The 24,722-nt window shown below is 39.3% G+C and carries 23 protein-coding genes; 6 read left to right on the top strand and 17 right to left on the bottom strand.

Translation table 11 applies throughout. The annotated features are described in order from the left end of the window. The first annotated feature begins 10 nt into the window (after positions 1 to 10). Entirely contained in the window at positions 11 to 622 is a 612-nt protein-coding gene (locus tag ACEQZT_RS04000) for a hypothetical protein (protein ID WP_370087466.1), read from the top strand. On the opposite strand, the gene ACEQZT_RS03995 is transcribed toward ACEQZT_RS04000, so the two are convergent. The 7 genes from ACEQZT_RS03995 to ACEQZT_RS03965 form a co-directional block, all read right to left on the bottom strand. Next, on the bottom strand, positions 623 to 1,945 hold the full coding sequence (locus tag ACEQZT_RS03995; RefSeq protein WP_370087464.1) for a sensor histidine kinase: 1,323 nt from the start codon (positions 1,943 to 1,945) through the stop codon (positions 623 to 625). A gap of 18 nt (positions 1,946 to 1,963) precedes the next feature. Next, positions 1,964 to 2,635, bottom strand: a complete 672-nt coding sequence (locus ACEQZT_RS03990) for a hypothetical protein (protein WP_370087462.1) — start codon at positions 2,633 to 2,635, stop codon at positions 1,964 to 1,966. An 8-nt stretch (positions 2,636 to 2,643) separates the two neighbouring features. Next, positions 2,644 to 3,918 (bottom strand): oxygenase MpaB family protein, encoded by a 1,275-nt coding sequence (locus ACEQZT_RS03985; RefSeq protein WP_370087461.1) that lies wholly within the window; start codon positions 3,916 to 3,918, stop codon positions 2,644 to 2,646. A gap of 93 nt (positions 3,919 to 4,011) precedes the next feature. Continuing rightward, complete coding sequence (locus tag ACEQZT_RS03980) at positions 4,012 to 4,380, bottom strand: response regulator (protein WP_370087459.1); 369 nt, start codon at positions 4,378 to 4,380, stop codon at positions 4,012 to 4,014. An 86-nt stretch (positions 4,381 to 4,466) separates the two neighbouring features. Next, positions 4,467 to 4,832 (bottom strand): response regulator, encoded by a 366-nt coding sequence (locus ACEQZT_RS03975; RefSeq protein WP_370087457.1) that lies wholly within the window; start codon positions 4,830 to 4,832, stop codon positions 4,467 to 4,469. A 1-nt stretch (position 4,833) separates the two neighbouring features. Further along, complete coding sequence (locus ACEQZT_RS03970; protein ID WP_370087455.1) at positions 4,834 to 6,765, bottom strand: YfiR/HmsC family protein; 1,932 nt, start codon at positions 6,763 to 6,765, stop codon at positions 4,834 to 4,836. A 272-nt stretch (positions 6,766 to 7,037) separates the two neighbouring features. Further along, positions 7,038 to 8,009, bottom strand: a complete 972-nt coding sequence (locus ACEQZT_RS03965; protein ID WP_370087453.1) for a GlxA family transcriptional regulator — start codon at positions 8,007 to 8,009, stop codon at positions 7,038 to 7,040. A gap of 148 nt (positions 8,010 to 8,157) precedes the next feature. Between ACEQZT_RS03965 and ACEQZT_RS03960 the strand changes: the two genes are divergently transcribed. From ACEQZT_RS03960 to ACEQZT_RS03940, 5 genes are all read left to right on the top strand, one after another. Beyond that, positions 8,158 to 8,559, top strand: a complete 402-nt coding sequence (locus ACEQZT_RS03960; RefSeq protein WP_370087451.1) for a VOC family protein — start codon at positions 8,158 to 8,160, stop codon at positions 8,557 to 8,559. A 2-nt stretch (positions 8,560 to 8,561) separates the two neighbouring features. Beyond that, entirely contained in the window at positions 8,562 to 8,969 is a 408-nt protein-coding gene (locus ACEQZT_RS03955) for a VOC family protein (protein ID WP_370087449.1), read from the top strand. 29 nt (positions 8,970 to 8,998) lie between these two features. Then, positions 8,999 to 9,376, top strand: coding sequence for a DoxX family membrane protein (locus tag ACEQZT_RS03950; RefSeq protein WP_370087447.1), 378 nt, complete (start codon positions 8,999 to 9,001; stop codon positions 9,374 to 9,376). Positions 9,377 to 9,383: 7 nt separating this feature from the next. Continuing rightward, entirely contained in the window at positions 9,384 to 9,761 is a 378-nt protein-coding gene (locus ACEQZT_RS03945; RefSeq protein ID WP_370087445.1) for a nuclear transport factor 2 family protein, read from the top strand. A gap of 66 nt (positions 9,762 to 9,827) precedes the next feature. Then, positions 9,828 to 10,616, top strand: a complete 789-nt coding sequence (locus tag ACEQZT_RS03940) for a DUF481 domain-containing protein (RefSeq protein ID WP_370087443.1) — start codon at positions 9,828 to 9,830, stop codon at positions 10,614 to 10,616. Between the two features lie 63 nt (positions 10,617 to 10,679). Here the strand turns inward: ACEQZT_RS03940 and ACEQZT_RS03935 are convergent, their stop codons facing one another. The 10 genes from ACEQZT_RS03935 to ACEQZT_RS03890 form a co-directional block, all read right to left on the bottom strand. Continuing rightward, positions 10,680 to 11,048: a LytR/AlgR family response regulator transcription factor gene (locus tag ACEQZT_RS03935; protein ID WP_370087441.1), complete on the bottom strand. Its 369-nt coding sequence runs from the start codon at positions 11,046 to 11,048 to the stop codon at positions 10,680 to 10,682. Positions 11,049 to 11,199: 151 nt separating this feature from the next. Continuing rightward, the gene (locus tag ACEQZT_RS03930; RefSeq protein ID WP_370087439.1) at positions 11,200 to 11,619 is read right to left on the bottom strand and encodes a SiaC family regulatory phosphoprotein; all 420 of its coding nucleotides are present in this window, start codon (positions 11,617 to 11,619) and stop codon (positions 11,200 to 11,202) included. Between the two features lie 34 nt (positions 11,620 to 11,653). Beyond that, entirely contained in the window at positions 11,654 to 12,115 is a 462-nt protein-coding gene (locus ACEQZT_RS03925) for a hypothetical protein (RefSeq protein WP_370087437.1), read from the bottom strand. 396 nt (positions 12,116 to 12,511) lie between these two features. Beyond that, positions 12,512 to 14,269 carry a response regulator gene (locus ACEQZT_RS03920; RefSeq protein WP_370087435.1) on the bottom strand — a complete coding sequence of 586 codons (1,758 nt, stop codon included), beginning with the start codon at positions 14,267 to 14,269 and terminating at the stop codon, positions 12,512 to 12,514. A gap of 11 nt (positions 14,270 to 14,280) precedes the next feature. Beyond that, on the bottom strand, positions 14,281 to 14,622 hold the full coding sequence (locus ACEQZT_RS03915) for a hypothetical protein (protein ID WP_370087433.1): 342 nt from the start codon (positions 14,620 to 14,622) through the stop codon (positions 14,281 to 14,283). Between the two features lie 277 nt (positions 14,623 to 14,899). Next, positions 14,900 to 18,616, bottom strand: a complete 3,717-nt coding sequence (locus ACEQZT_RS03910; protein WP_370087431.1) for a sigma 54-interacting transcriptional regulator — start codon at positions 18,614 to 18,616, stop codon at positions 14,900 to 14,902. Between the two features lie 60 nt (positions 18,617 to 18,676). Then, the gene (locus tag ACEQZT_RS03905) at positions 18,677 to 19,315 is read right to left on the bottom strand and encodes a response regulator (RefSeq protein ID WP_370087429.1); all 639 of its coding nucleotides are present in this window, start codon (positions 19,313 to 19,315) and stop codon (positions 18,677 to 18,679) included. Positions 19,316 to 19,333: 18 nt separating this feature from the next. Continuing rightward, entirely contained in the window at positions 19,334 to 21,103 is a 1,770-nt protein-coding gene (locus tag ACEQZT_RS03900) for a PAS domain S-box protein (protein WP_370087428.1), read from the bottom strand. Positions 21,104 to 21,135: 32 nt separating this feature from the next. Then, positions 21,136 to 21,582 (bottom strand): response regulator, encoded by a 447-nt coding sequence (locus ACEQZT_RS03895; RefSeq protein WP_370087427.1) that lies wholly within the window; start codon positions 21,580 to 21,582, stop codon positions 21,136 to 21,138. Positions 21,583 to 21,584: 2 nt separating this feature from the next. Next, positions 21,585 to 24,449, bottom strand: a complete 2,865-nt coding sequence (locus ACEQZT_RS03890; RefSeq protein ID WP_370087425.1) for a PAS domain-containing protein — start codon at positions 24,447 to 24,449, stop codon at positions 21,585 to 21,587. Positions 24,450 to 24,722 lie beyond the last annotated feature (273 nt).

Genomic DNA, 24,722 nt, shown 5'->3' with positions numbered 1-24,722 from the left:
TAATTGTAGCATGATTACTCGCCTACTCATCATTGTATCTGCTTTGTTTTGTATTTCCTGTTCTTCAGATTTTGATGACGAATGGAGAAAGGAACCATACGAAGGAACACACTTCAATAAGCTCGTTGTGGTTGGATTATCGCATGAACTAGACACTCGTAAGTTTTATGAAGAAGAGGCGGTAACAGAGTTGGAGAAAGTAGGATTTCATGCGATCAAGGGACTAAATATTTTTCCTCAAGAGGTGACCGAGTTGGATCACAATCAGGATAGTATCACCAGCTTGATCGTTCAGAACAAAGTAGATGGCGTTTTGGTGGTGAAGATCCTTCATGAAAACGACGATGAATACATGATGCCGGAAGACTATAGCAAATTCAAAAAAGTCTACTTTCGGAGGCGATCATTTCATACATATAATGCCAACTATTACGAACGTCCGGATAAATATTACATGATCGCCACGCTATATGATCTCAAGGAAAAACATGAAGAAAATGAGGAAACGGTGATTTGGCGAGCATCAAGCTTGATTGTAAATCCAGCTCAAAACACTCAAGTCAAAAAGAAATTTATTGACAATGTGGTTGCTCACATTACAGAACAACATTTGATCAAATAGCTAGGCTGTTGGCAACTCCAGAACGAAAGTTGCACCTTTTGCACCCTCGCGATCATATCTTATCTCGCCACCGACCTCTTCCACATACCTTTTTACCAGTGAAAGTCCAAGCCCGGATGAGCTCTCTTCACCTGTTGGTCTGGCGCTTAGTTTAGAAAATTTTTCAAATAGCTGCCCCTCTTCTTCCGGCTTAATACCCGGCCCCTCATCCATTACTTTCACAATCACCTTTCCTTCACCTGCTGTCATTTCCACCTCCACTTTTGTACCCTTAGGTGAAAATTTAAGCGCATTTGAAATCAGGTTTTCGAGGATTAGAAGCAGATAAGTATGATCTGTATTGACCGTGGTAGAAGCACCTGAGATCGATATCTTAATATCCTTTTGTCTTGCTTGCTCAGACATAGACTCAATGGCTTCATTCACCACCTTTTTCACATCCAGGATTTCCGGCTTGATACGGATAGCTCCCTGCTCCAAGGTTGCCATATTCAGGACACTATTGACCAGACCTTGGGCCTGAGCAGAAACCTTCTCAATCATTGATATAAATTTCTTCTGCTCATCAATATCTCGTTCCTCTTTAAGAATATTAGAAATTGTAGTGATGTTGGCTAGTGGGTTTTTTAAATCGTGAGCCAAAATCCTGATGATATGATCTTTATCATCTATCAGCTCTTCCAGTTTTTTCGATTGCTCAGCGATGGTTTCCTTTTGGGATTCAAGCTGATCATTTTGCTTTTGCAAATTTCTTAAGGCGTTGGTTTGAACGGATTCAAAAACTGCAGAGATCACCAAAATAATAAGTAGTAGTCCTGGCAATACCGATACAAACCACTCAGCCTTTAGGTCGGTATTGTATAACACCGGCAGTTGAGTGCCTTGCAGTTCCAGCCAGCCAAACCAGACCATGATGAGGAAGGATAGGATACCCCATGCAATCCCATATCCTCTATTTACCACAAGGAGTGCCAATACAGGTATGGAGATAATCCAGGGGTAAACTGCAGACCATATTCCTCCCGAAAAATAAGTCAGTATGACTACTGCAGCACCTCCAACTAGAACATACAGATTGGTTATCAATAAGAGGTTGACTTTTGTCTTGACAAGAAGGGCTAATACGAGGAATCCAACCACGTTGAATATCATGAGGTACACCCCCAGCTGATATTCAAAAAGCAGACTAAACCAGATGTACGAATTTGAAAACAGGCTTGTCAGAAGTGCGGCTCTTACAAATAGGCGCGCCTTTCGCAATGCCAGATCATCTTCGTGATAAGAAGGATGAATAAAAAAATCGACGAGTCTGGCTAGGTTCATGGAAAGTAAATCTAACCGTTAATGAGCGATGGAAAAAGCGATAAACGCACTCAGCAAAATCCATCCTCCTTCGATGATACCCAGATAAACTGTTTTCCGTAGATGATGATGTTCAGAATACTGGATGAGGAATGGCAATGAAAGAGAGATAAGCGCTTCGCAAACAACAACATAAAGAGGTGCATTAAAAACCATCTTCACATTTTGATGATACCACCACCATCCGGCATCCTTAGCCAGATGTTCATACAAGGGAATGTACATTCCCCCAGCTATGCAAAGAATAATAGATGCAGCAAGAAGACCTTTCTTTTTGGTCAACAAAACACCTACAAATCCAAGCTGAAGAATCACATTAGACCAGGCAAAAGGCATATACATTGGAGAGCTCCACACCATCAGCTCACCTCCGGGATATACCAGGCTATCAATGGTGCTTACCAGATAGTGATCAGTTATCAGCTCAAGTATTCCGGCAATGGTACCAAAAACCAAAAGCCTTTGAATCAACGGATTACGAAACTTTAACGCGTAAAACCAATAAAAAAGATAAAGACCGTATGTGATGATGCTGGCCGATATTGGACCGCTTTGAAGCATCGAGGATACAAATGACCATCCTATCAAAATTCCTGATGATACAAGTATGGTGATAGTGGTTCTCTTATCCAATCCTGATATCTCGTTCATATCGGTAATTATTGGTTAATCTTCTTCTGCAAAGAAAGTCGCTTCCCAAATACAGATGGGGAAGTTATCAAATTATCCCATTCGTCTATCAACCCCCAATCCTTTTTAAGCGAAGGAGGGATGAAGAATTGAACGCTTTTACCATCATTGAAGTGATGGATGACCCCTTCCAGTAGCTTTTTATTAAATCTCGCCGAAATCTTCTGAACAAAGTGGTGCTCCTCTAAATGACTCAGTCCTCCTACTATCAATTTTGCAAGCCCAAGGATGATCCGCTCTTTTCTATCCTGTCGCCCAGAAATACCAATAAATTGAGAAAGATTTTTTCCTGAGGATGCCGCAAAATCCTGTAGAAAGTAATCCATGAAATAGGCCGGAACCTCACTGAAAGCATTACCGGGAATTAGGTAGTTTATGAACTGAATACATGAGTCGGTCAAGGCCTTGCCAGCTTCTGATTCAGAAGATTGATTTTTCAGGATTCTGGTTGCCAACTCAAACCCATCGCGGTAATTGTCCGGAAGGAGTCGCTCGTCAATCCCCATCAAATAACCCACTACCCTCCAGCAATGCATGTAATTATTCTCCTCCGCATCAGATAGTTTTACATTTAGCTTCCTTAAACCGGAGAGGATCACCGGTCCAAAAGACATTAATGTGCCTGCCAGATCCTCTTGATTGATGGGTTCACCAAACTTCTTTGTATCAAATTGTCTTTTTTGTTTAAGGTAGTATCGGATAGAGGCATGAATCAGGCGTACTTTCTGTACTGTGACCAATCCTTTCCCCTGAGGAGACAGTCCTCCTTCAGCCAGCACATTCACCACCATTTGAGCGGTTTCCATCAGACGTCTCGCCAACGGGTCGATGTTGTTATTATGAACAAGTAGTCGGCCTGTATCATACAAAACCTGGGCTCCATTGGCACAGGTGTAGCATAATGGCAAGGAGCTCACATTGAGCAGCATGAAGATCTCAGGCCCATACAAAGAAAAGAGCCTTTCTCCATCTTTTATTTTTTGGGGCTCAGCCCAATCAGGTAATTTTTGCGTGGTTTCGATGTACGCATCGAGCACCTTAGAGACATCATCTCCAAGGGTGCTAAACATTCCTTTTTCGAAACTTTCATTCCGAAAAAGCATCATCATCATTTGATTGACATGTTCCTTTTTACCGCTTTCAATGATTTTTTCAATCGTCTGATCTGCAAGTGGATCTGTGATATTTCGAAAGGAAGCCAGCAAATCTGCGTCGATCGCTGAGATATCGAAAGTTGAACTCATGGTATGATGGTTCGGTTAGTATGTGCAATCTAATACCTCAGCATGATTTAAGAAATCATGACTAACCAGAAAACCAATAAAATTGAGATACGCTTAAATGGTGCTAATCACCTCTTTGAGACCCTGATAGGTCCATGGCTTGTCTACAAATCGGTCAATGAGATTTGTAGCGATCGCTTCACTTACTTCACCCTCTGCGGCATAGCCAGAGATCATTACTTTTTTAGGAGAGGTAGTTATTTTCATTCCTTCCATCTCTCTCAAAAATTCCACCCCAGACATAATAGGCATTCGTTGGTCTGTAAAGACATACTCCACATTATGGCTTTTTAGATATTCCAGGGCTTCTTCAGGGTAGGTAGTTGTAAAGACTTCAAAATCCTTCTTGAACATCTCCTTAAACAAAAGGAGGTTGATTTCTTCATCGTCTAAGTATATTACTGCTGGTTTACTTTGACTCATTGAATTATGTTATTGCGCTGATTGATGAACAAATCTAACGGATTAAAGATTTAGTTTGTTAAACAATCAATTTCATTTTCGATGAATTAGGTTTGATTGTTGAGTAATAGTTCCTTTAAGTTTTGATAAGACCATGGTTTGCTCACAAAATGGTCAATCAGCTTCGTTTCGAGCGCTTCGTCTACCTCTCCCTCTTGCGTAAATCCAGATATTATTACCTTCATAGAGTTGTCTGAAACACCACGCTGTTTCAGTTCCTTCAGGTACTCTACTCCGGTCATCACAGGCATCAATTGATCTGTGAGGATATAGTCCAAACTGTTTTTGGATACATAATCAATAGCATCTTGTGGTGATGTAGTGGTCACAATGTCAAAATCCCTTTTAAACATCTCTTTAAAAAGGATAAGGTTAATTTCCTCATCGTCCAGGTATATCAGTGACGGTTTCATCTCACTCATGATTTTGGCCTGCTATTGGTAGTTTAATTATAAATTCAGCCCCCTCGTTCTTTACAGAGTTCACCGCAATCGTCCCTCCATGTCTTTCCACAATTCCATAGGTGATGGACAGACCAAGACCTGTTCCAGCTCCGACCTTTTTTGTAGTGTAAAAAGGATCAAATATTTTCTGACGTTCTTCATCAGTCATTCCTATGCCATTGTCCACTATTTTCACTTCTATCCGCTGGCCATTCATAGAAGTGAAAATATCAATCTTTCCTTCTTTGCCTTTATCAGCTACCGCGTCAATCGAATTGCTGATAATATTTAAAAAGGCCTGACTCAACTGCCCTTTGTACCCGTCAATTTCCAATGATTCTTTAGTAAAGTTCTTATTTATTTTCACGGAATCTTTATGGCGACTATTGAGCAGTAGCAATGCTACATCCAAGTCATTGTGGATATCAATTTTCGTTTTCTTTTCAGTTTCAGACCGGGAGAATATCCTCAGACCTTTAACAATTTCTGTAGTTCGCTCTGCTCCTACCTTAATGCTTGTGATCATTTGATCAATAACTCCCTGCGCTTCATCATAGCTCACTTCTTCACGTTCTTTAATGAGTTCTTTTATTGATTTTTTCAGATTATTGTCCTCCTCATTCAGTTCGGTCACATGAGAAATCACCGGTCTAATCTCTGAAAACTTATCGCTAAGAACGTGAATACCAGAATAGACAAAATTGATCGCATTGTTGATTTCATGAGCAATGCCAGCGGTAAGCACACCGAGAGAGGCCATCTTTTCAGACTGAACTAGTTGGGACTGAGTTTCCTTGAGCTCCTCTACCAGTCTGCCAAGATCTTCTTTCTGCTCCGCAAGCTTTCTAGCAGCTCGCTTTCTTGCTCTATAGGCTGTAAAAATTAGAAAGGAGAAGCCTACCACAGCTACCAAAAAGAGCACTAAGAAAATCAACGCACTCTGCTGCGAGTCAACCACCGTGGACATTTCTTTTAGCTGATCTTCTCGCTGGGCGATAGCCTGATTTTGCTGTGCTATCCGATCTTCCTGCTCCTCCAATATTCTATTTCCCTCAGCTAGATTGTTTTTCTGTTCATCAATTTCGTTTCCCAGAACTTCAAGCTCCTGCTCGCGGGCATCTAATACTTGAGTTAAGTCATCCAGTCTTTTTTGAGATACGGCAAATTCAACTCTTAGACTATCAAGAATACCTGTTTGTTTATCAATTTCTAACTGTTTCTGTTCAATTTCCTGATCCTTTTCAGCCATTAGAAGCTGTTGCTGACGTGCAATACGTTGAGTAATTGCCACATTCATATTAAGCGTATCAAATTGCAGCTTCAATGCATTAGCCCTAAGTTCCATCGCCCTTACTGAATCCCTCACCTGCTTAAAAATCTTTGCCAGATCAACCTCAGAACCACCCATGTCCGTGATGTTTGGCTTTAATTTCAGGCCCTGATTCGTGATATTAGCTCGGTTAAACTCAAAAGTCAGCTCTCCTGATGGTTTGTCCAGGAAATTGATCATCACATCTCGCTGCTTATCGTATCTATCAGTCACTAACAACAGGCCATTCCCGCTTATTCGATCCAATAGTGTTGGGATAGTCGTATTGTATTGGTTCGTCACAAAAATGATGTCAGCATCCTGTGGCGTAATTACATAGCTGGTGAAACTTACAGCTACGTTTCTTCCCGCGATTTTTTGGCTTTGACTTGTACTTCTAAATTGTGTCTTTAGTGCTTCATCCGTGGTGATCACATGGATTTTAAACGGAGTTTCTTTTTTGGGCCACTCAATATTTTTGGCAATAGAATAAGTAGACGTCACCAACTGACTTTGGCGATCCGTTTGAGCCTCCGCGAAATGCGATATTAAAACCGTTGTAAAGAAGAGTTGTATTCCCTTTCTAATGTTCATATATAGGACCGGTGACAGCATGAAATATAGACATTTTAAGTGTGCCAACGCAAGCAATTAGATAAGTCATTGACATAGATAGACGAACAACGAATAGATTAAAACTTATGATACGTAGTTGAGTGAATTGAAGAGATGATACGGCTATTTTGAGGTGGTGTTTTCTTTAAAATCTGTAAATCCAACCCTTACACATCTTTCGTAGGTGAGGCATCTTTCACTATCAGTGATAGGGTTTTAATGATAGCCGACCTGTATTGGGTCGGCTTTTTTTATGCTACTTGCAGCATGCGCACATACTTTTCTTTGTATGCCACTGGCGTCATGCCAGTGATACGCTTGAAAATCTCCCGAAAGGCTTTCGTGTCGTTGTACCCTACCTCAAACATCACCTGAGACACAGTTTTGACGCCCTTTTCCAGTTCGGTCTTGGCGGCTTCTATCTTTACCCGCTGGATGTACTCAAATATAGTGTTGGTCGTAGAGCTTTTAAATCTACGCTCAAAGGTGCGCCGACCAACTCCTATTTCATCACACAAATCCTCTACGCTGATCTTATCTTTGAAATGTGTCTCTATGTACTCCTGCGCTTTCAGCACTTCTTTATCTTCATGCGACTTTTGCCCGGAAAACATCATGAACGGTGACTGGCTGGTGCGATCCACGTCGATCATGTAAGCTTTAGCTGCTGCAATAGCGGCCTCTCTCCCGGCATAGCGCTCAATCAAATAAATAAGGAGATTGGTAAATGCCAGCGCGCCACCACTCGTATATATCCTGTGTGACTCGGAAACGATGCGCTCATCTTCCAGAATCACCTCCGGGAAAAGCTTACGAAAATCCTCCGCTGCTCCCCAGTGCGTAGAGCATCGCTTGCCATTGAGCAGTCCCATGCCCCCAAGGAAAAATGCACCCACACACATGCTCACCAGGTCAGCTCCATTGTGGTATTGCCTTTCTACCCATGGCACCAGGGCAGCATTCTGCTCCATCAGTCCGCGCGGATCACCGAACATCGCAGGGATGATCACCACATCTGTGTGATCTATGTCATCTATCCGGCAATCGGTTTTCACCGTATAAAGGCCTCCTACTACATGGGCTTCCTCAGTCATGCCTACAATCTTTAAATCAAAGACTGGAGATGGCAGGTTTTCATTTACCCAGCTAAAAAGCTGGCGGGTGAGATCTAGGTTGGTGATACTGAACTCCCCATTTGGGACAATTAGTGATACATGTTTCATAAGTTAAAAGTACTGAAAGTGCTTGTCGGGATCAACCCCACAGTTTGCCGTATTTACACTTCACATGCTATAAAAATCACCCCTAGCTTTGACTTATGTAAAAATTATTCCGCTCTCAGTGGGCAACTAAAAAACAAGATTATCACTTATGGAACAAGAACTATGGATCAACTTACCAGTAAAGGATCTGGAAAAAAGCAGAGCATTTTTTAATGAACTGGGCTTTGAGAATCTGAGGGATTCACCCGGTATGATCGGCTTTCGGATTGGTAAAGTACCAGTAATGATGGTACTGGAAGCACAGCTGGAGCAATATACCAGGCACAAGATTTCAGATACATCTAAAGGAAGTGAGTTTCTTATTTCAGTGAGTGCACCAAATCGGGCCTATGTAGATGAGATTACAAGAAAAATAAAAGAAGCAGGAGGAACAGTGTATTCAGAACCTGAGGAAATACAAGGGTGGATGTACGGAATGGCCATGATCGATTTAGATGGCCACCGGTGGAACATTATCTATATGGACTGGGATAAAATGCCAAAGGAATAATTATGAAAAAACAACTATATGTGAACCTTCCGATCAAGGATTTGAAGCGTTCAAAAGACTTTTTCGCTAAGCTGGGCTTCACATTCAATGAGCAATTTTCTGATGAGACATCCACAGCTATGATCGTGGATGAAGGTATCATTTTCATGCTGTTGGAAACGGAGAAGTTTCAATCATTTATTCCTCATAAAAAGGTAGCTGATACTGCGAAATTTTGTGGAGCTATCAATGCCATTCAGATGGCCAGCAAAGAAGATGTGGATGCTATCATCCAAAAGGGGTTGGATGCGGGCGCTAATGAATACAAAGAGGCTCAGGATTATGGATTTATGTATGGTCGGAGCTTTGAGGACCCGGATGGAAACTGCTGGGAATTCTTTTGGATGGACCCTGGTCAGATGCCCGCTTAGTCATTAACGGAAAACTAAATTATACTTAAATGAAAAATAAAATTCTATTCGTAATCTACCTACTTTTTGGGCTGATGTTCATCAACGCAGGCCTTAACAAATTCTTCAATTACATCCCTGTACCTGAAGATTTGCCTGAGTCAGTGATGAAGATGTTTATGGCCATGATGGAGATCACCTGGCTGATGCCTCTGATTGCTACATTTGAGATCATCGGTGGCGTGCTTTTCATCATCCCACGTTTTCGTGCCTTAGGAGCAATGGTTCTTGTACCAATCATGACCGGTATAATCATTCACCAACTTACACTTGGTTTTGGCCTTTTTCCAATACCAGCAGTGATGGCTTTGATCCTGGTGTGGGCGATCATTGAAAATAGAGAGAAGTATTTACCAATGATTAAATAAGCTATCTATGACTAAAATTAATATACAGACCGACTGTAGCAACTCATCGAAAAAAGAGTTTTTGAAGGACTTTAATGTAGCCTTTGCTACAGGAAATGCTGACTTCATCATCAGTCAGGTAAGTGATGATATTAGGTGGATCATGTATGGCGACAAAGAACTGAAGGGCAAGAAGGATTTCGCAAAAGAGATCAACATCATGAAAGACTATGTAGCAGATGAGGTGACCATTCATTCCATAGTGACGCATGGAGCGGAAGCTGCGCTGAATGGGGAGATCAAAATGGGAGGAAAATCCTATGCCTTCTGTGATATGTATCGATTTGTGAGTGCAGGCTCCACCAAAATTAAAGAGCTAAAATCCTATATCATTTCGACCAGCTAGACTAAAGCCGACCCACCTGGGTCGGCTTTTTATCTGATCTTCTTATGTCTAATTTTAAAGGAAAACATGAGAAGGCTGCTCCTAACCCTGACTTGTGCTATCCCATTGATGGCACAGTCTCAACTCCTCTTTCCAGAAAGTTTTGTAGTGATCTTTGACACCACACGCCATTTCAAAGGAACGGTAGCTCCCTCGCTTGAGATCAAAACACAGCGACAGCTTTACGTAGAAATCACCAACAGGGCGGACGTAGCTTTTCGATTTAAGAATCACGGCATCACATTGGCAAACAAGTTCGAGCTTACAAGGGATGGGGATCAGACTATTTTAAGCGGTGGGTTTATCTACGGAAAGTTTAAGACATTTTACGATAATCCCTTTGTGCTTGAGCACTATGTGCAGTATCAGTGGGCAGAAGCCAGAGGACTGGATGAAAAAGTAGCTGTAGGATCAAACCTGAGGTACAAAATCTTCAAATCACAAACAGGGGGAGCGTTCGTTGGGATTGGGCCATTCTTTGAGTTTGAACTGTGGGATTATAGAGGAGTACCGGAGGAAAGGCTCCCGCTTGATCAATCCAGTGTTGACAATAAAGCCTGGAAGCTAAACTGGTACGTAAGTACGAAAAGAAATCTATCTGAAAAAATACGAATGGAGGCCTCTTTGTATTTTCAGGATGATTTTAAGACGCTATTTGAAGAGCCAAGGTGGGCCGGGGCACTCGGTCTCTCGTATTCATTCACAGAAAACATCGCTTTTGCTGTGAACCTTCAGACCATTTATGATTTTGCTCCATTAGTTCCTGTAGACAAGCTATGGTTCAATACTTTCTCTGCGCTGGAGGTGACGTTTTAGGTTGTAAATAAAAAAAGTGACCCATCACTGAGTCACCCTTACTAACCACCAAAAAACACATCTCTATTTTACCCACGGAATTAGCGAGAGCAATTCCTGCTTGTTGTTTCTGCTAATGGGTATTTGTGCTTCATTAACTTCAACATGAGAAGATGAAACTTTTTGAATCTTGTCTATCCTAATAATGTAGGATTTATGAACTCTGTAAAAATCTGCAGATGGGAGGATTTTCTGTAGATTTTTCATCGTGATGTGTACAGTGTGACTTCCCTCCTTACATCTTACTTTCATATAGTCTCCATAGCCTTTTACATATTCAATACTTTTCAGAGATATGCGTTGGATTTGCCTTCCTACATTCAGAAATATGCTCCCATCAAACTGATCTATCTTGTCATTGAAATTTGGTGTTTGTGTTTTTAGCAATTGCATGGCGGTAGTTATTGTGTTTTAATATTTGGTTAGTGGTTCAAAATATCATGAGGGGCCACCTCATCTCCACCGAAATAGTGAATAACATATAGTAATATCCTTTGTTATTAGACGCCTTTATGGCGATTAGAATAGGCTTGTGCCCCAACTATTAGGCTTCTGTAATCTGGAATTTGAAGTCACACATGCCTGCTATGTCCAGGCCTGTTTCCACCATTTCATTTCCATAGTCAGCAGATGAGCAACTCCAAAAAATTTTTATTGCCTTCCCCTCAGCATGTGCTCTATTAAGTCGCTTTATGATTTTGAAAAGATATCCCGCAGATGAGGTATTCATTATTTCCAGCCTAAAATAAATCTTTAGCACCTCATTTCTTTTAAGGTGGAGTTCAATGTCCGCCATCATTTGGCAGTATTTGATCCAGGCATCATCCGTAATGCTCCAACCTGTAACCATTATAAGGTCTAGGGTTTTTAGGTAGCGAACGTTGAATACCTTCAATTCACTTTTTATTAATCTAAGAGGGGAAACTTCCTCATGACAATTATTCGATAAAATCTGTGCAGTCATTTTACTGTGAGTTTAAAAATTTGGAAGATCTATTTTAGAATGATAAAGCCACGGAAGCTTGTAGTGTAGGTCGTAATCCCCTTACTCCAACCCCCATACCTATTATTAGGTGCTTTATTGGTTTGTAATCAGCCAGGACAGATGGTGTAATCACAAAGTTTTCTCCATTTGTTATTCCTGTTCGCACATTAGCTTTTACTAAATATTGCTCTCTGGAAACAATCGGCACGGCGAAGTATATTCCGACAAAATCCTTTTCATACATGTGCGGTAATTCCTCTAAATCTTCTTTGCTCATCATGAATGACTCCATTAAAGATGCCTCCTGAAAGAATGCTCCATACTCCCAATTGAATTTGTTTTCAAAACCAATAGCAGTCCCGGTTTTAAGACTCATATTGGTCTTTTCTACATAGGTTCTCACAACTACTTTTTGAGCAGATACTGTTCCCAGAACTGTGGCAAAAAGAAGAGATAATAATAATTGCTTTTTCATTTTCTTATGTGTTTTTGTTTGTTTGATAATTCAAAAGTCAGAAAAAGCAGCTCTGTATGTGAGAGGGATTTTCGGATTTGAAAAGATTCAGAAAAGTGCGTAGAAAGTTACGTGAGATACGTATAAGGGCTAATACTTAGCTGAATAAGTGTATCACTTAGTGTGAAGTACGAATGCTGAATTGAGGATGATTTTAAAATTTAGTATACACTGGTTTATTGACTAACATCTGCACTATTTCCGTTCTTCCATAACCTTGGCCTTATCAGCCGTCAATCAAGAGGACAAAAAAGGTACTCTTTCTTAGCAGGCAATAAAAAAGCCCGTCTACCAACTGGCGGACAGGCCCTCACCTAATCACTACCTCCGAGTAGAGGCATCACTATTATTATTTATTTATGCCACAGGCATCTTCACCATGACCTTTGTGCCTGCTCCTTTTTGGGAATTGATATCTATTAGACCATTGGATCTTTTTACTCGATGTGTAATGTTCATCAAGCCATTCCCCAACTCATTATTTTCCATATCAAAACCATTGCCATCATCCTCAATAACCATGCTCAATATGCTCCCTTCATGTTGAAGCAAAATGCTCATATTTTTCGCATTGCTATACTTAATTGCATTGTTAACTGTTTCTTGCACTACACGAAACACCTGCCGCTTAACAAACCGGTCTACACTAGACTCATCTATACTGCAATTAAACGTGAGGTTCATTTCCTCTGGTAAGTATGAAGTCAACTTCTCTAATGCGTATCTTAGGGAAATATCATCGATGTGTTTTACAGAAATATTAGTCAGCAATCTCCCCAAATCGTCGATTCCTTCATGAAGTAGATCTGTGCTCTTCCCTAATATCGGAGCACACTGATCACAATTAGCTGCTTTGCTCAGATACATAGACACTGCGTTAAGTTTTTGTCCGAGGTTATCATGCAACTCCCTGGCTATTTCATTTCGGGATTCCTCCTGATGCTCTATTCGTGATCGGCTCTCTTTTGATTGGCGAGTTACATCCAGCACTGTTCCGTAAAACCTATTACCTGAGCTATCTTTATAATCCGGTCGAAATAAAATCTCAAAATATCCCTGATTCTTTTCGTTTATCTGATACCGATGCTCCATACGGTACTCCTTTTTATTTTCAATGCTTTCATAGATACCCTCCAAAAACATAGCTCTGTCTTCGGGTTTAACCAGGCGCACCAATCTTCCGAGAGATATCTGATTGGAGTGAGTACCCAGCATTTTCACCATGTTTACAGAACAAGTTACCAAATCCAGATCCACATCATATTCAAAGCTACCTGACTGGGTCAACTCCTCTGCTTGCTGTAAAATGTGTTGTGACCGTTCCTTTGTGACTATTGCATCATTTCTATCCGTTACATTTTTAGCCTGCCCTAAAATACCCGTAATCTCCCCATCAATCGAAATTGGATTCTTGGTCACTTCAAGCCAGACACGTCGACCCCTATCATCGATATAACATGTATCGAATTGGGATGAAACACCTTTACTGAGAATATTAATATCGTCTTGATAGTACATGTCACTCTGGTCCATCCAGTCGATTTCATCATCCGTCTTTCCGATGATTTCATTTTCACTACGCTCATATAGTTTACTGAATGCCTCATTCACTCGGACATATCGTCTTTCTGCATCTTTTAGAAATAGAGGGTTGTCTAGGCCATCAAACAGGTTGTCAAACATTTGAGAGATTTCCTCTAACTTTCTCATGCACTGATCTGCCTGTCTTTTCCATTTGGTTGTTGATAATGATTTATTCATCACCATAGGGAGCTTCTTTAAGAATGATTTGGTAATAAAATCATCTGCTCCCGCTTCTAAAAGGTCAAACCCTAGCTCTTCAGAAATAGATCCAGACACACAAATCACAGGAATGTTGGAATGCTGTTTAATGTAATTGATGGATCGCAACCCATCATAATTTGTGATGCTATAATCACAGAGAACTATGTCATAATCATTCAAATTTTCTGACTTCAATTGATTCTCCGTATCTATCACTCGTATAGTATAATTGATCTCGGATTTATCTAATAACATTTTTGTTAACTCAACGTCATCAGGATTATCTTCTAATGCTAAAATTCTGATCTCCCTTTCCAATACCTTGTTCATCTTCATGCTAGTTAGTGGTCATTTCGTACTGTTGCGTGGTGGATATTATTAATAGTGTGTGATTTAAGCCAGTCTTTTGCTGGTGCCAGACCCTGAAAGACCATTGCTGGATACTTAATCATATTTAATCGTATGTGCTGTTTTATGAAAATTAAATCGGCCAGATTGTTAACTACATAGGCCTCAACTATACGATATTCATTCAAGAGGTCGCTTTGCCCCCATGTTTTCAGAGCATCAAAACTGAGAACACTTTCTGCATTTGTTAAGTCAATTAAGAATGGAAGCTTTTTATCTCTAAGAAATTGGCTTATCTCCTTCAGGTGCTCCTTTATCATTCTGCTGTCTATCATTGGACACCCTGAAGGTATCATAAATTCCGAATGAAAAATTTGATTTTTTGACACCCAGTGCTTACCCGTTTTCAGTTCAATTTGATTTTTATTAACAGACACAAAACCTTATTTCCAATAGGCGTGCCAGTTATAGGCATTGAGAAATAAAACCACATAACTAACTGATAATCAGTATGATTAAATTTTATTAAGCATAATACTTATTAAAATTTTTCCACGGAAATCCGTGGGTAAAACCGTTAGATATTGAGTGCGTCACGGTATCCCGTGGAGACTACCTTGGGCGTTTTATGCTAAATTTTCGCATTCGATCGCGAAGTGTGCTAGGTTTGATTTTCAACTGTGCAGCTGCACCATCTTCACCTTCTACTTTCCAATCACATTCCTTCAGTACTTTGCGTATGTGATTTTCCATGACAACATCTAGCGAGCTGTTATGCTCCCACGGAACTGCATTAGTATTGTCTATTACCTCTGGCAATTCCAGTTTTCCGCTCGTGGATAAGATAACGGCACGCTCGATCGTATTCTCCAATTCTCGTACATTCCCAGGCCAGGAGTTATTTCGCAGGTAGTCCATTACAGATTTTGGTATTATCTTAATCGGATTGCCATATTTCACTCCATACTTGGATATAAAATGCTCTACCAAAATTGGAATATCATCAGATCTTGAACGCAACGGTGGAATTTCAATGGGGAATACCTTGAGTCTAAAGTAAAGATCCTCACGGAAGCTACCATCCTCCACCGCTTTTTCAAGATCTTTATTGGTGGCGGAAATAATTCTTACGTCTATTTTCTTAGTCTGGGTACTTCCCAATCGTTCTACTTCTCCTTCCTGAAGGACACGAAGAATTTTTACCTGAAGATCCAATGCCATATCACCTATTTCATCTAGAAATATGGTTCCTCCATCAGCAAGCTCGAACTTACCTGGCTTTTCGCCCAAGGCACCAGTAAAAGCCCCTTTCTGATAACCAAAAAGCTCGCTTTCGATCAAATCTTTTGGAATGGCTGCTGTATTCACCTTAATCATTGGTTTTTCCAATCGCTTACTCACATTGTGAATAGCGCGTGCGATCAGTTCTTTACCTGTACCTGTCTCTCCTGTAATCAAGACCGTCGCATCTGTTTTAGCTACCTGTTCTACTTTTTTGAGTACGCCCCTGAACTCCTTGCTCTTAAAGACCATATTTTCAAAATCATTAGCCTGCTTGATTTCTTCTTTCAGGTAAATATTTTCCTGCTCCAGTTGAGCTTTCAATTTATTTACCTGCTGATAAGCTTCTTCTAGCCTTTTCTGACCTAAGTAAGTTTCAGTGATATCTTTAGCCACCATCAAAATGTGCGTAACAAGATTATTCTGAATAACCGGCACTAATTCAACAGTGGTCACAAGGAGTCCCTTTTCGTTTTCGATCAATTGTTGATATGAAATCGGGGTTCTTTTACTTTTTATTTGATCAAATGTCAGTAACCTTTCTTTTACTTTTCCCCCAGGTAGTTGGAGTAAATCGCGATACACTTCTTTCATAGTGATCCCAATAACTTCCTCTTTCGAACGATTAATATTAAAAAAGTCAAAAAGCTTGAAATTGCTCTCATTTATTTCTTCTAATACATATTCTTCCTCGTCACATCGGATCAGTAGAATAAAGTCATTGGTATTTTCATAAATAAGAGAAAGCTTTCTTTCCCGTTCTTCAATTTCTTGTTTGGCTTGTTTTTCCGCGGTAATATCCGTTGCTTGAACCAAGATATTCTCCAATTCACCACCGCTATTCTTGATTACACTGTAAGCTGCCATGGCCCAATGTATTTGTCTATTGGAACCATAAAATGGATCCTCCACAATAAGTGTTTCACCCATTTTTTTTGCAAAAAGTACCTGACTCTTAATCTTCTCCTGCCACTCTTTATTACCAGACCAGCTAGGTGATTCCCAAAAATATTTTCCTAAATAATCCTCTTTTTTCAACCCCTGAACTTTCAAAGGAAGATCATTTATATGAATGACCTTACCATCCAAATCCAATACCGCAGTAAATTGAAACTGCTGATTAAATACATTTCGGTATCGTTTCTCACTTTCCTCTAATTGTCTTTTGACGAGCATCTGCGAAGTGATATCCAAAATCACAGAATCCCATATCACACTGCCATCTTCTAATTTTTTAGGCTGCCCTGTTCCTTGTACCCACCCTATACTTCCATTAACTAAATGAACTCTCCACTCAGCATACCACCTTGTCATATTTACATATGACTCCTGAATGGATTGTTTAACCGTCTCTAAATCTTCCTGATGAAATTTTGACCATACAATGTTAATATCCGCAATAGCGTCCTCAACCTCTACTCCTATAAGATCACGAACACCATCACTTACAAATACGAGCTCCTCTGTGAAGTCTGAATTTAATTTATAGCGCAAAACAACACCTGGCAAATTATCCGAGATAGCTTTTAAACGCTCAGATATCGCCCGCTGTTTGTGTTCGCTTTCCTTCCAAGCTGTAATATCCCTTCCTACACTTTGATACTCGATAGTCATTCCTTCATTATCAAAGTAGGCACGATCAGACCACTCTTGCCATGCTTTTTCACCATTTGGTAATTGATTTTGAATCGTGTAGATCCTTACAGGATTTTCAGGTGTAAGGCTTTCTATATCCTTGATGAATTTTTCTTTAAAGGTCTTTTCTAAAAGAGGAAAAAAGCTTTCATCTATTGCAGTTTGAGGCTCCAAATTAAAAGTTTCGCAATAGGCTCTGTTTACAAATGTGCGATACCCCCCTGGCCTCCACCTAACAATCATTTCTTTTTGATCCTGAACGATGGAGTCGAGGAGCTCCTCATTTTTTCTTACTTTTTCTTCTGAAATTCTTCGAGCTGTGATATCCTGAACTGTTCCAACCAATCGTGTGGCTTCTCCATTTTTGTTTCGAAAAACCTTTCCGTAACCTAAGACATACTTGATGGAATCATTTACTACAATTTTATATTCCAGGTTAACATCATCCAGTCCATTTTTTTGTAATACCTTCTCATAACGTTCATTAACTAAATCCAAATCTTCTTGATGGATTCTGCTAAAAAAAGTTTCAAGCAAGTTTTCAGTTTGATTTTCATCTATACCAAATATTGACCGAAATCTATGATCAAATACCGATCTGTCTTCAGTAGGATAATTCTCGAAGGTGCCAATACCAGCAGAATCTAGCACCAAATCCAAAAAATTTTCGGTTTCTCTTAGCTCTGTAATATCCTGAGTAGTACCAAGCATACGAATCACCTCCCCTTTGTCATCCCGAATCATTCGGCTATGTGCCAATAGGTGCTTTACCCTTCCATCTGTAACTACTCGGTACTCAATACGATGGTGATTTGGGCCACCAGGCATAAGAGATTTCTCAAATTCTTTCCCAACCCGTTCCTTATCATCAGAATGTATGATGCTGAAGAAATGATCATTTAAGTCGATCTTGGAATTGGGATCAAGTTCAAATATTCCGTATAATCTCTTATCCCAGGTTAACTGATTCACTTGCGGAAACCAGTCAAAGGTCCCAATCTTAGCTGACTCCAAGGTTAAAATGAGTCGTCCCTCACTAGCTCTCCTTGCGATGCGGCTATTATCGTCTTTGTGAATGATTGTCCCTCGAACTAGATTACGATTGTATGGGGGAAATCTAATTAGTCTAACCTCACATGGAATTTCGTTCCCATTTTTATCGATGTGAATCCAATCAAAAGAGGGGTTATCCCCTGCTAGGGCCTCTTGAATAAGTTGTCTGCTATAAGCTTCAGCATCGCGACCAAATATATTTGTAGGGCTTAGTTTTGATGGACTTGTTTTTAATAACTCCTCCCTAGGCATACTGAATAAATCAAGTGCAAGATCATTGCAATCAACAAAATGACCTGCATCCATGTCCATGATCACGACAGGGTTACTAATACTATGTATGATTTGTTGGTGATCCATACTCACAGTCCCATATGATCCGGGACTTTAATATTTTAATAAAATTTTTCTCTCATTCACTTAAACCAAATTGCGTTCAACCGCATACATGACAAGACCCGCCACATTCTTGCATCCAGTCTTTTCCAGCAAATTCCTTTTGTGTGTTTCTACCGTTCTAATACTTATAAACAGTTTATCAGCAATTTCCTGATTGGTATATTCATTAGCAATGTGTACCAGTACTTCTTTCTCCCTATCTGACAGTTCCATTTCCAAGGTGAGACGTTCCTTTGGCTTTCTTCCAGCAATATTTCCAATAATTGTCTTGTAAACCTCATCAGAGTAATGATCCTGACCATCCAACACCTTTTTGATGGCAGATACCAGCTCCGCCTTGTCCGATTTTTTCAGAACATATCCATTGGCTCCATAGGCTATCATCTTATTGATATAGCCAGCCTCATTATACATGGATAGCACCAGTACTTTCTGATCGGGATAATTTTCCTTTACGCTCTTCATAAACTCAAGCCCGTCCATTTTAGGCATATTGATGTCTGTGAGAATAATATCGTATTCGTTTTCCTTAAGTAACTCTAGTGCCTCAAGCCCATTTTCAGCCTCATCTTTGATGACAAACTCCTCATCGCCTTCAAAATAGAATCGGATACCATCCCTTATGATTTGATGATCATCTACTAATAATAGTGTTCGCATTTTCTTACTTTTCTCTTTTTAGCAGACAGGCATCTTTACGGTTACCCGAGTGCCATGCCCTTTTTGTGAATTAATGTTAACTAGCCCATTGCTGCGTTTTACGCGGTGAGTAATATTTTGAAGGCCATTGCCATTGATCACCTTTTCAACTTCAAAACCTTTACCATCATCATTTATCTCTAGTGTGAGGATTCCACCACCTTGTCGAAGGTTCATCAATACTTCTGATGCCTCACTGTACTTAACAATATTATTGAGTGCCTCTTGAATGACACGATAGATTTGTGATTTCACAAATGATGACAATTCACCTTCTACGATTTCATAATTCTTGTTCACCTTGATAGTTGAAGGCATATAGCTCACCAGTTTGTCAATGGCATAATTCAAACTATGCTCTTCTATCTGTTTAACTGAAATGTTATTGATGAGATAGCTCAGATCATCGATCGTTTCGTGAGTGAGATTTTTCACCTTTTTCAAATCCATATTTTCAGGTATGTCATCAGATATTTTGCTAATAAACATGGAGATGCCATTAATTTTTTGTCCCAAATTATCATGTAACTCACGAGCTAACTCCTTTCTGTCATTCTCCTGCTTGTTCATGAGATATATTTGATTCTCATGCTCAGCCGTTACGTCTACAAGAGTGCCATAAAATCTTTTCGCCTTACTGTCTTTATAATCCGGTCTCAACACAATCTTGAAATAACCGATTACCGATTTATCCTTTGGGTTGATAAAGAACCGATGTTCGTTGTTATATTCCTCATAGTTTTCTATGGCTCTATTGATACCTTCATTGAAAATGGTACGATCTTCTTCCTTGATTAATTGAGTGAATTTTCGAAACGAGATAGAATCTCCTGTTATCTGGAGTTTTAAAATATGCTTGAAATGTGAACTACAGCTAATTAGATCCAAATCGGAATCATACTCAAAACTTCCTGATTTTGTTAGTTTCTCGGCTTGACTCAGAATGGATTTGGATTTGATGACATCCTCCAAAAGAAGTTTTTTTGAAGTGATATCCCGACATTTACCTACTATACCGGTAACTGTATCATCACTGACAAGAGGGTGTTTGGTTACCTCCAGTGTCTTCAAAACTCCATTGTGATTGTACTCTACTTCATAGGTAAGCGAACTATTGGAAAGCCTTACATAATCATCTTTTTCCAAGGCTTCATTGGCTATATCTTCGGGGAAGATATCCAACTCTCTGCATCCAATTATCTCAGCTTCATGCAATTTTAAAAACTCACAGAAAGGACGATTTACTTTGACGTATTTTCCACCTCCGTCCTTCAAAAAAATCATATCCTCGAAGCTGTCAAATATTGAATCAAGAATTAGATTTTTTTCTACTAATTCCATTTGGAAGCGCCTTTTTTCATGCGCAATGGATGCTTCATGAAGTACACGTTCCATAACAATAGGTGCTTTCTTCAAATTTGATTTTAAAACAAAATCATTAGCACCCGCGCGCAACAAATCTGCAGCCAATTCTTCTCCTACTGTACCTGAAATAAGTATAATAGGTAAAATGGGCATGTTAGCTCTAACATACTTAATAGCAGACAAGCCATCATAGCCCCTAAGATTATAGTCGGTTACGACAATATCATATTTAGATAAGTCTACTTCTTGGAATGCTTCCATTGTACTTACATCGTCAATTTCAACATTCAGACCAGATTTCCTAAGAGCCATCTTCAATAACTCCACATCGTCATCATTGTCTTCCAGATGAAGTACTCTAACCTTTTCTTTCCATATAGTCATGTTAATTCCCTTTAATACTCTTCTCCTTTATCTTACTCCTCAGGAATTTGGTTAATCAATACCCAATACATGCTAATTTCCTTAGTCACCTCCATGAAATTGGAAAAATTTATAGGTTTCACTACGTAGCTGTTCGCTCCCAGCTCATAGCACCTATCTAAATCTCTATTTTCCTTAGAGGAAGTCATCACAACCACAGGAATCCTACATAGATTCTCATCCTTCTTTATCCTTTCTAAAACTTCAATTCCACTCAGCTTAGGAAGCTTTAGATCTAACAAAATCAATTTTGGCTTAATAGAAGTATCCCGGTCTTCATACTTACCTTTTCCTTGCAAATAATTAAGAGCTTCTTCACCGTCTTGAAGCCAAACAATTTCGTTAACAAAATTTGAGCTTTTCAACGACCGCATCGTTAACTCAGCATCATCGAAACTATCTTCTACTAAAACTATCTGCACGTCGTTAGTAAGTGACATAGCTATTCTTTTTTAAATCTTAAATAAAAGGTAGCACCTTCTCCTTCAGTTGAATCTGCCCAAATCTCTCCCTCATGAGCTTTCATGATTTTGTCACAAAGAGATAAGCCTACCCCTGTGCCTTCAAATTCAGACTCGCTATGCAACCGTTGGAATACATTGAACAATTTGTCATAGTACAACATATTGAATCCGACACCATTATCTTTAATATAAATTACAACAGAATCATCTTCATTCATAGCAGAAATGATTATTTCTGGATTTTTATTTTTTGAGCTATACTTTATTGCATTGGAGATCAAGTTTGAAAGCACCTGACCCAACATCTCCTGATCTCCCGTAATAATTGGCAAACCATGAATTATAATTCGCTCTTTCTCCATTGGAAAAAGGTCATTAATTAGCTTTTTAATTAGCAAGTTGAGATCCACTTCCTTATAATTTACCTTCTTCCTATTCATCCGACTAAACTCTAACAAATCATCAATCAAAGCTCCCATTTTTTTGCTGTTGGCTGAAATTCTTGAAAGGTAGTTTTGTGCATCTTTAGGGATAGTTGATGAATAATCCTCAATAAGTGCTTCTGAGTATCCATTGATCGCTCTTAGTGGTGCTCTCAAATCATGAGAGACGGAGTATGAGAAAGCTTCCAATTCTTCATTAGCTATCTGTAATGCTTTCGTTCGCTCTTCAACACGGGCTTTCAATGATTCATTAAGCTCTTTTACTTCATTTTCCCATTCAATCTCTCGTGTAATATCCCAGTTTACACCAATCATTCTAACAGGATCACCTTTTTTGTTGCGGATGACTTCTCCTAGTGCTTTGATGTACCTTACTTTTCCATCTCCTTTTATTACCCTGAAATGAGTATCTAACTTTTTATTGTTATCAAAACAATCTTGGACTTCTTGACTAGATCGCTCTCTGTCTTCAGGGTGCAATCCATTTTTCCACGTTTCATAGGTATTTTCAAATTCACTTTCTTCCACTCCATAAATCTCATACATTTCAGAATCCCAAGTGAGCTTATTGTTTATGATATCCCAATCCCAAACGCCCAAATTTGCCGCAAGTTTTGCCATACTGAATCGTTGATTGAGCAGTTCTAGCCGATTAGTATTTTCATTAATCTTTATCTCCGCTTTTACCTTATCATCCACATCCTGAAAGAGACCTTGGAGTTTGACTACTTGGTCGTTTCTAAAAACGGCTCTACCAATAGCTCGTGTCCATTTAACATTCCCTTTAGCAGTAATAATCTTCAATTCCAGATCCCAAGGTTGATTTTTTGCTATCCCATTTTCTACGGCCTTATTAATTATTTCTCTATGATCTGGATGGTAATAGTTAATTCCATCCTCAAGTGATATCACTTTAGATGGTTCTTCTTCATGAATTCTATAAACGGTATCACTCCAATAGCATTTGCCTTCTAAAACATCAACTTCCCAGGTTCCGATTTTTGCCAGCGACGAAATCTCGACAAACGTTTTATTCATTGCTTTCATTTTCTGCTCGGCTTCTTTTTCTTTAATCCTAATCAATTCAGATTCCGTGATATCCTCAATTAGGGCAAGAGCATATTCTTTTTCGGTACCCTCATCAACCAAGGTCACGTTTAGCTTCACATATTTAATTTCACCAGATTTTGTGATATATCGTTTGTCGATCGTATAGCTATCAATTTCATTATTTAATAGCTTCTGATACCGTGTCATATCTTTATCCACATCCTCGGGATGGGTAAATTCAACAAAGCTCATACTGGTGAGTTCGTCTTCTGAATAACCAAGCAGTTCACAGAATTGGGAATTAACAAGAAATGGAATCCCCTCATCACCTACTAATGCAATTGCAAATTGTGCCTTATTAAAAATATTGGTGAATTTTCTCTCGCTTTCTTTTAGTTTTTTCTGTATTAGTACCTCTTCATTTATCACCTCAGTAAACATGATTATGCCCCCTACAGTATCATCAGAATTATACCAGGGTTCCAGTTTCCATCTTAAGTAGGTGATATCATCTCCATTTTGGAATGAGTCAAAATCATTCTTTAATTTTTCTCCAGAAAGCGCTCTCTTATGGTAATCCAGCCACAGAGGCATTTCTAAAATCTGTGGGAAAACCTCATAGTGTGATTTTCCAATAATTTCCTGCTCTTCAATCCCATAATCTTTATACCACCCCTTATTCGCCATGATATATCGCATCTCTGTATCAACCATTGCGATAGCTCCAGGGGAAAACTTTACAAAAAGTTCAAACTGATTTTGCAATCTTTTCTTTTCATCAATCTCAGCTTGAAGGATTTCAGGACTCTTAAATTTCAGTGCCTTAGGAATAATAAATCCCAACACAATAGCTGTTGTAAGTGAAATAGCACCGGTAAGTAGCTTAACGAAACCACTGAGCCTGTACATAGGCTCCCAAAAAAGTACTACATCTATAAGGTGCGTAAATCCGCATAAAAGAATGAATGCAGCAAATAACACGACTAACCTTCTCGCTTTCCCCAAGTTACGCTTCCTTATATACAAAAAAAGGATAATGGGTATTGAGAGATACGCAATAAAAATGGAAAAATCAGCAGATATATACATCCAGCCCTCCACCGAAGACCAGTTTCCACAGGTCCATCTTGCCGGCCAGTTTTCTGTACTTAGCAATGCTCCAAAATAAGCTGAAAGTGAAAAATCAAGCGATTGATAATTGGAAGAACATTGGGAAACACTTTTTACTGAGTGATCATATGCATCAGCTATCTGTCCTGAATTAGCAAATTCTTGATCCGGATTAGAGGCTTCTAGTACATCTAATAACGCACAAGATGTTAAAAGGGTAAGAAAAATTACTATTTTCATTATAACAGGTGATAAGTCACACAAACTTAGATTCAGGATTAAAGATTGGTTCAATTAATCGCTGGCACGCAGTATTGTCTCGGCAGATAATACACTTTTCTCGGTGAAGGAAATAAACAACTGCAATAAACTAAAAATAGCCTATTGTCTCCATAATTGCATATACCTAAACAAGTATAAGCAAAACTATTAGAATTGCTTTTTCAAAGAAATATCCGGTATGCCTACAAGCTCAAAAGTGATAGAAGCAAGAATAACTTTCCTTTCAGATTT

It is taken from the genome of Ekhidna sp., assembly GCF_964218185.1.
Taxonomy (GTDB): domain Bacteria; phylum Bacteroidota; class Bacteroidia; order Cytophagales; family Cyclobacteriaceae; genus Ekhidna.
This window is presented reverse-complemented; position numbering and strand designations above follow the sequence as displayed.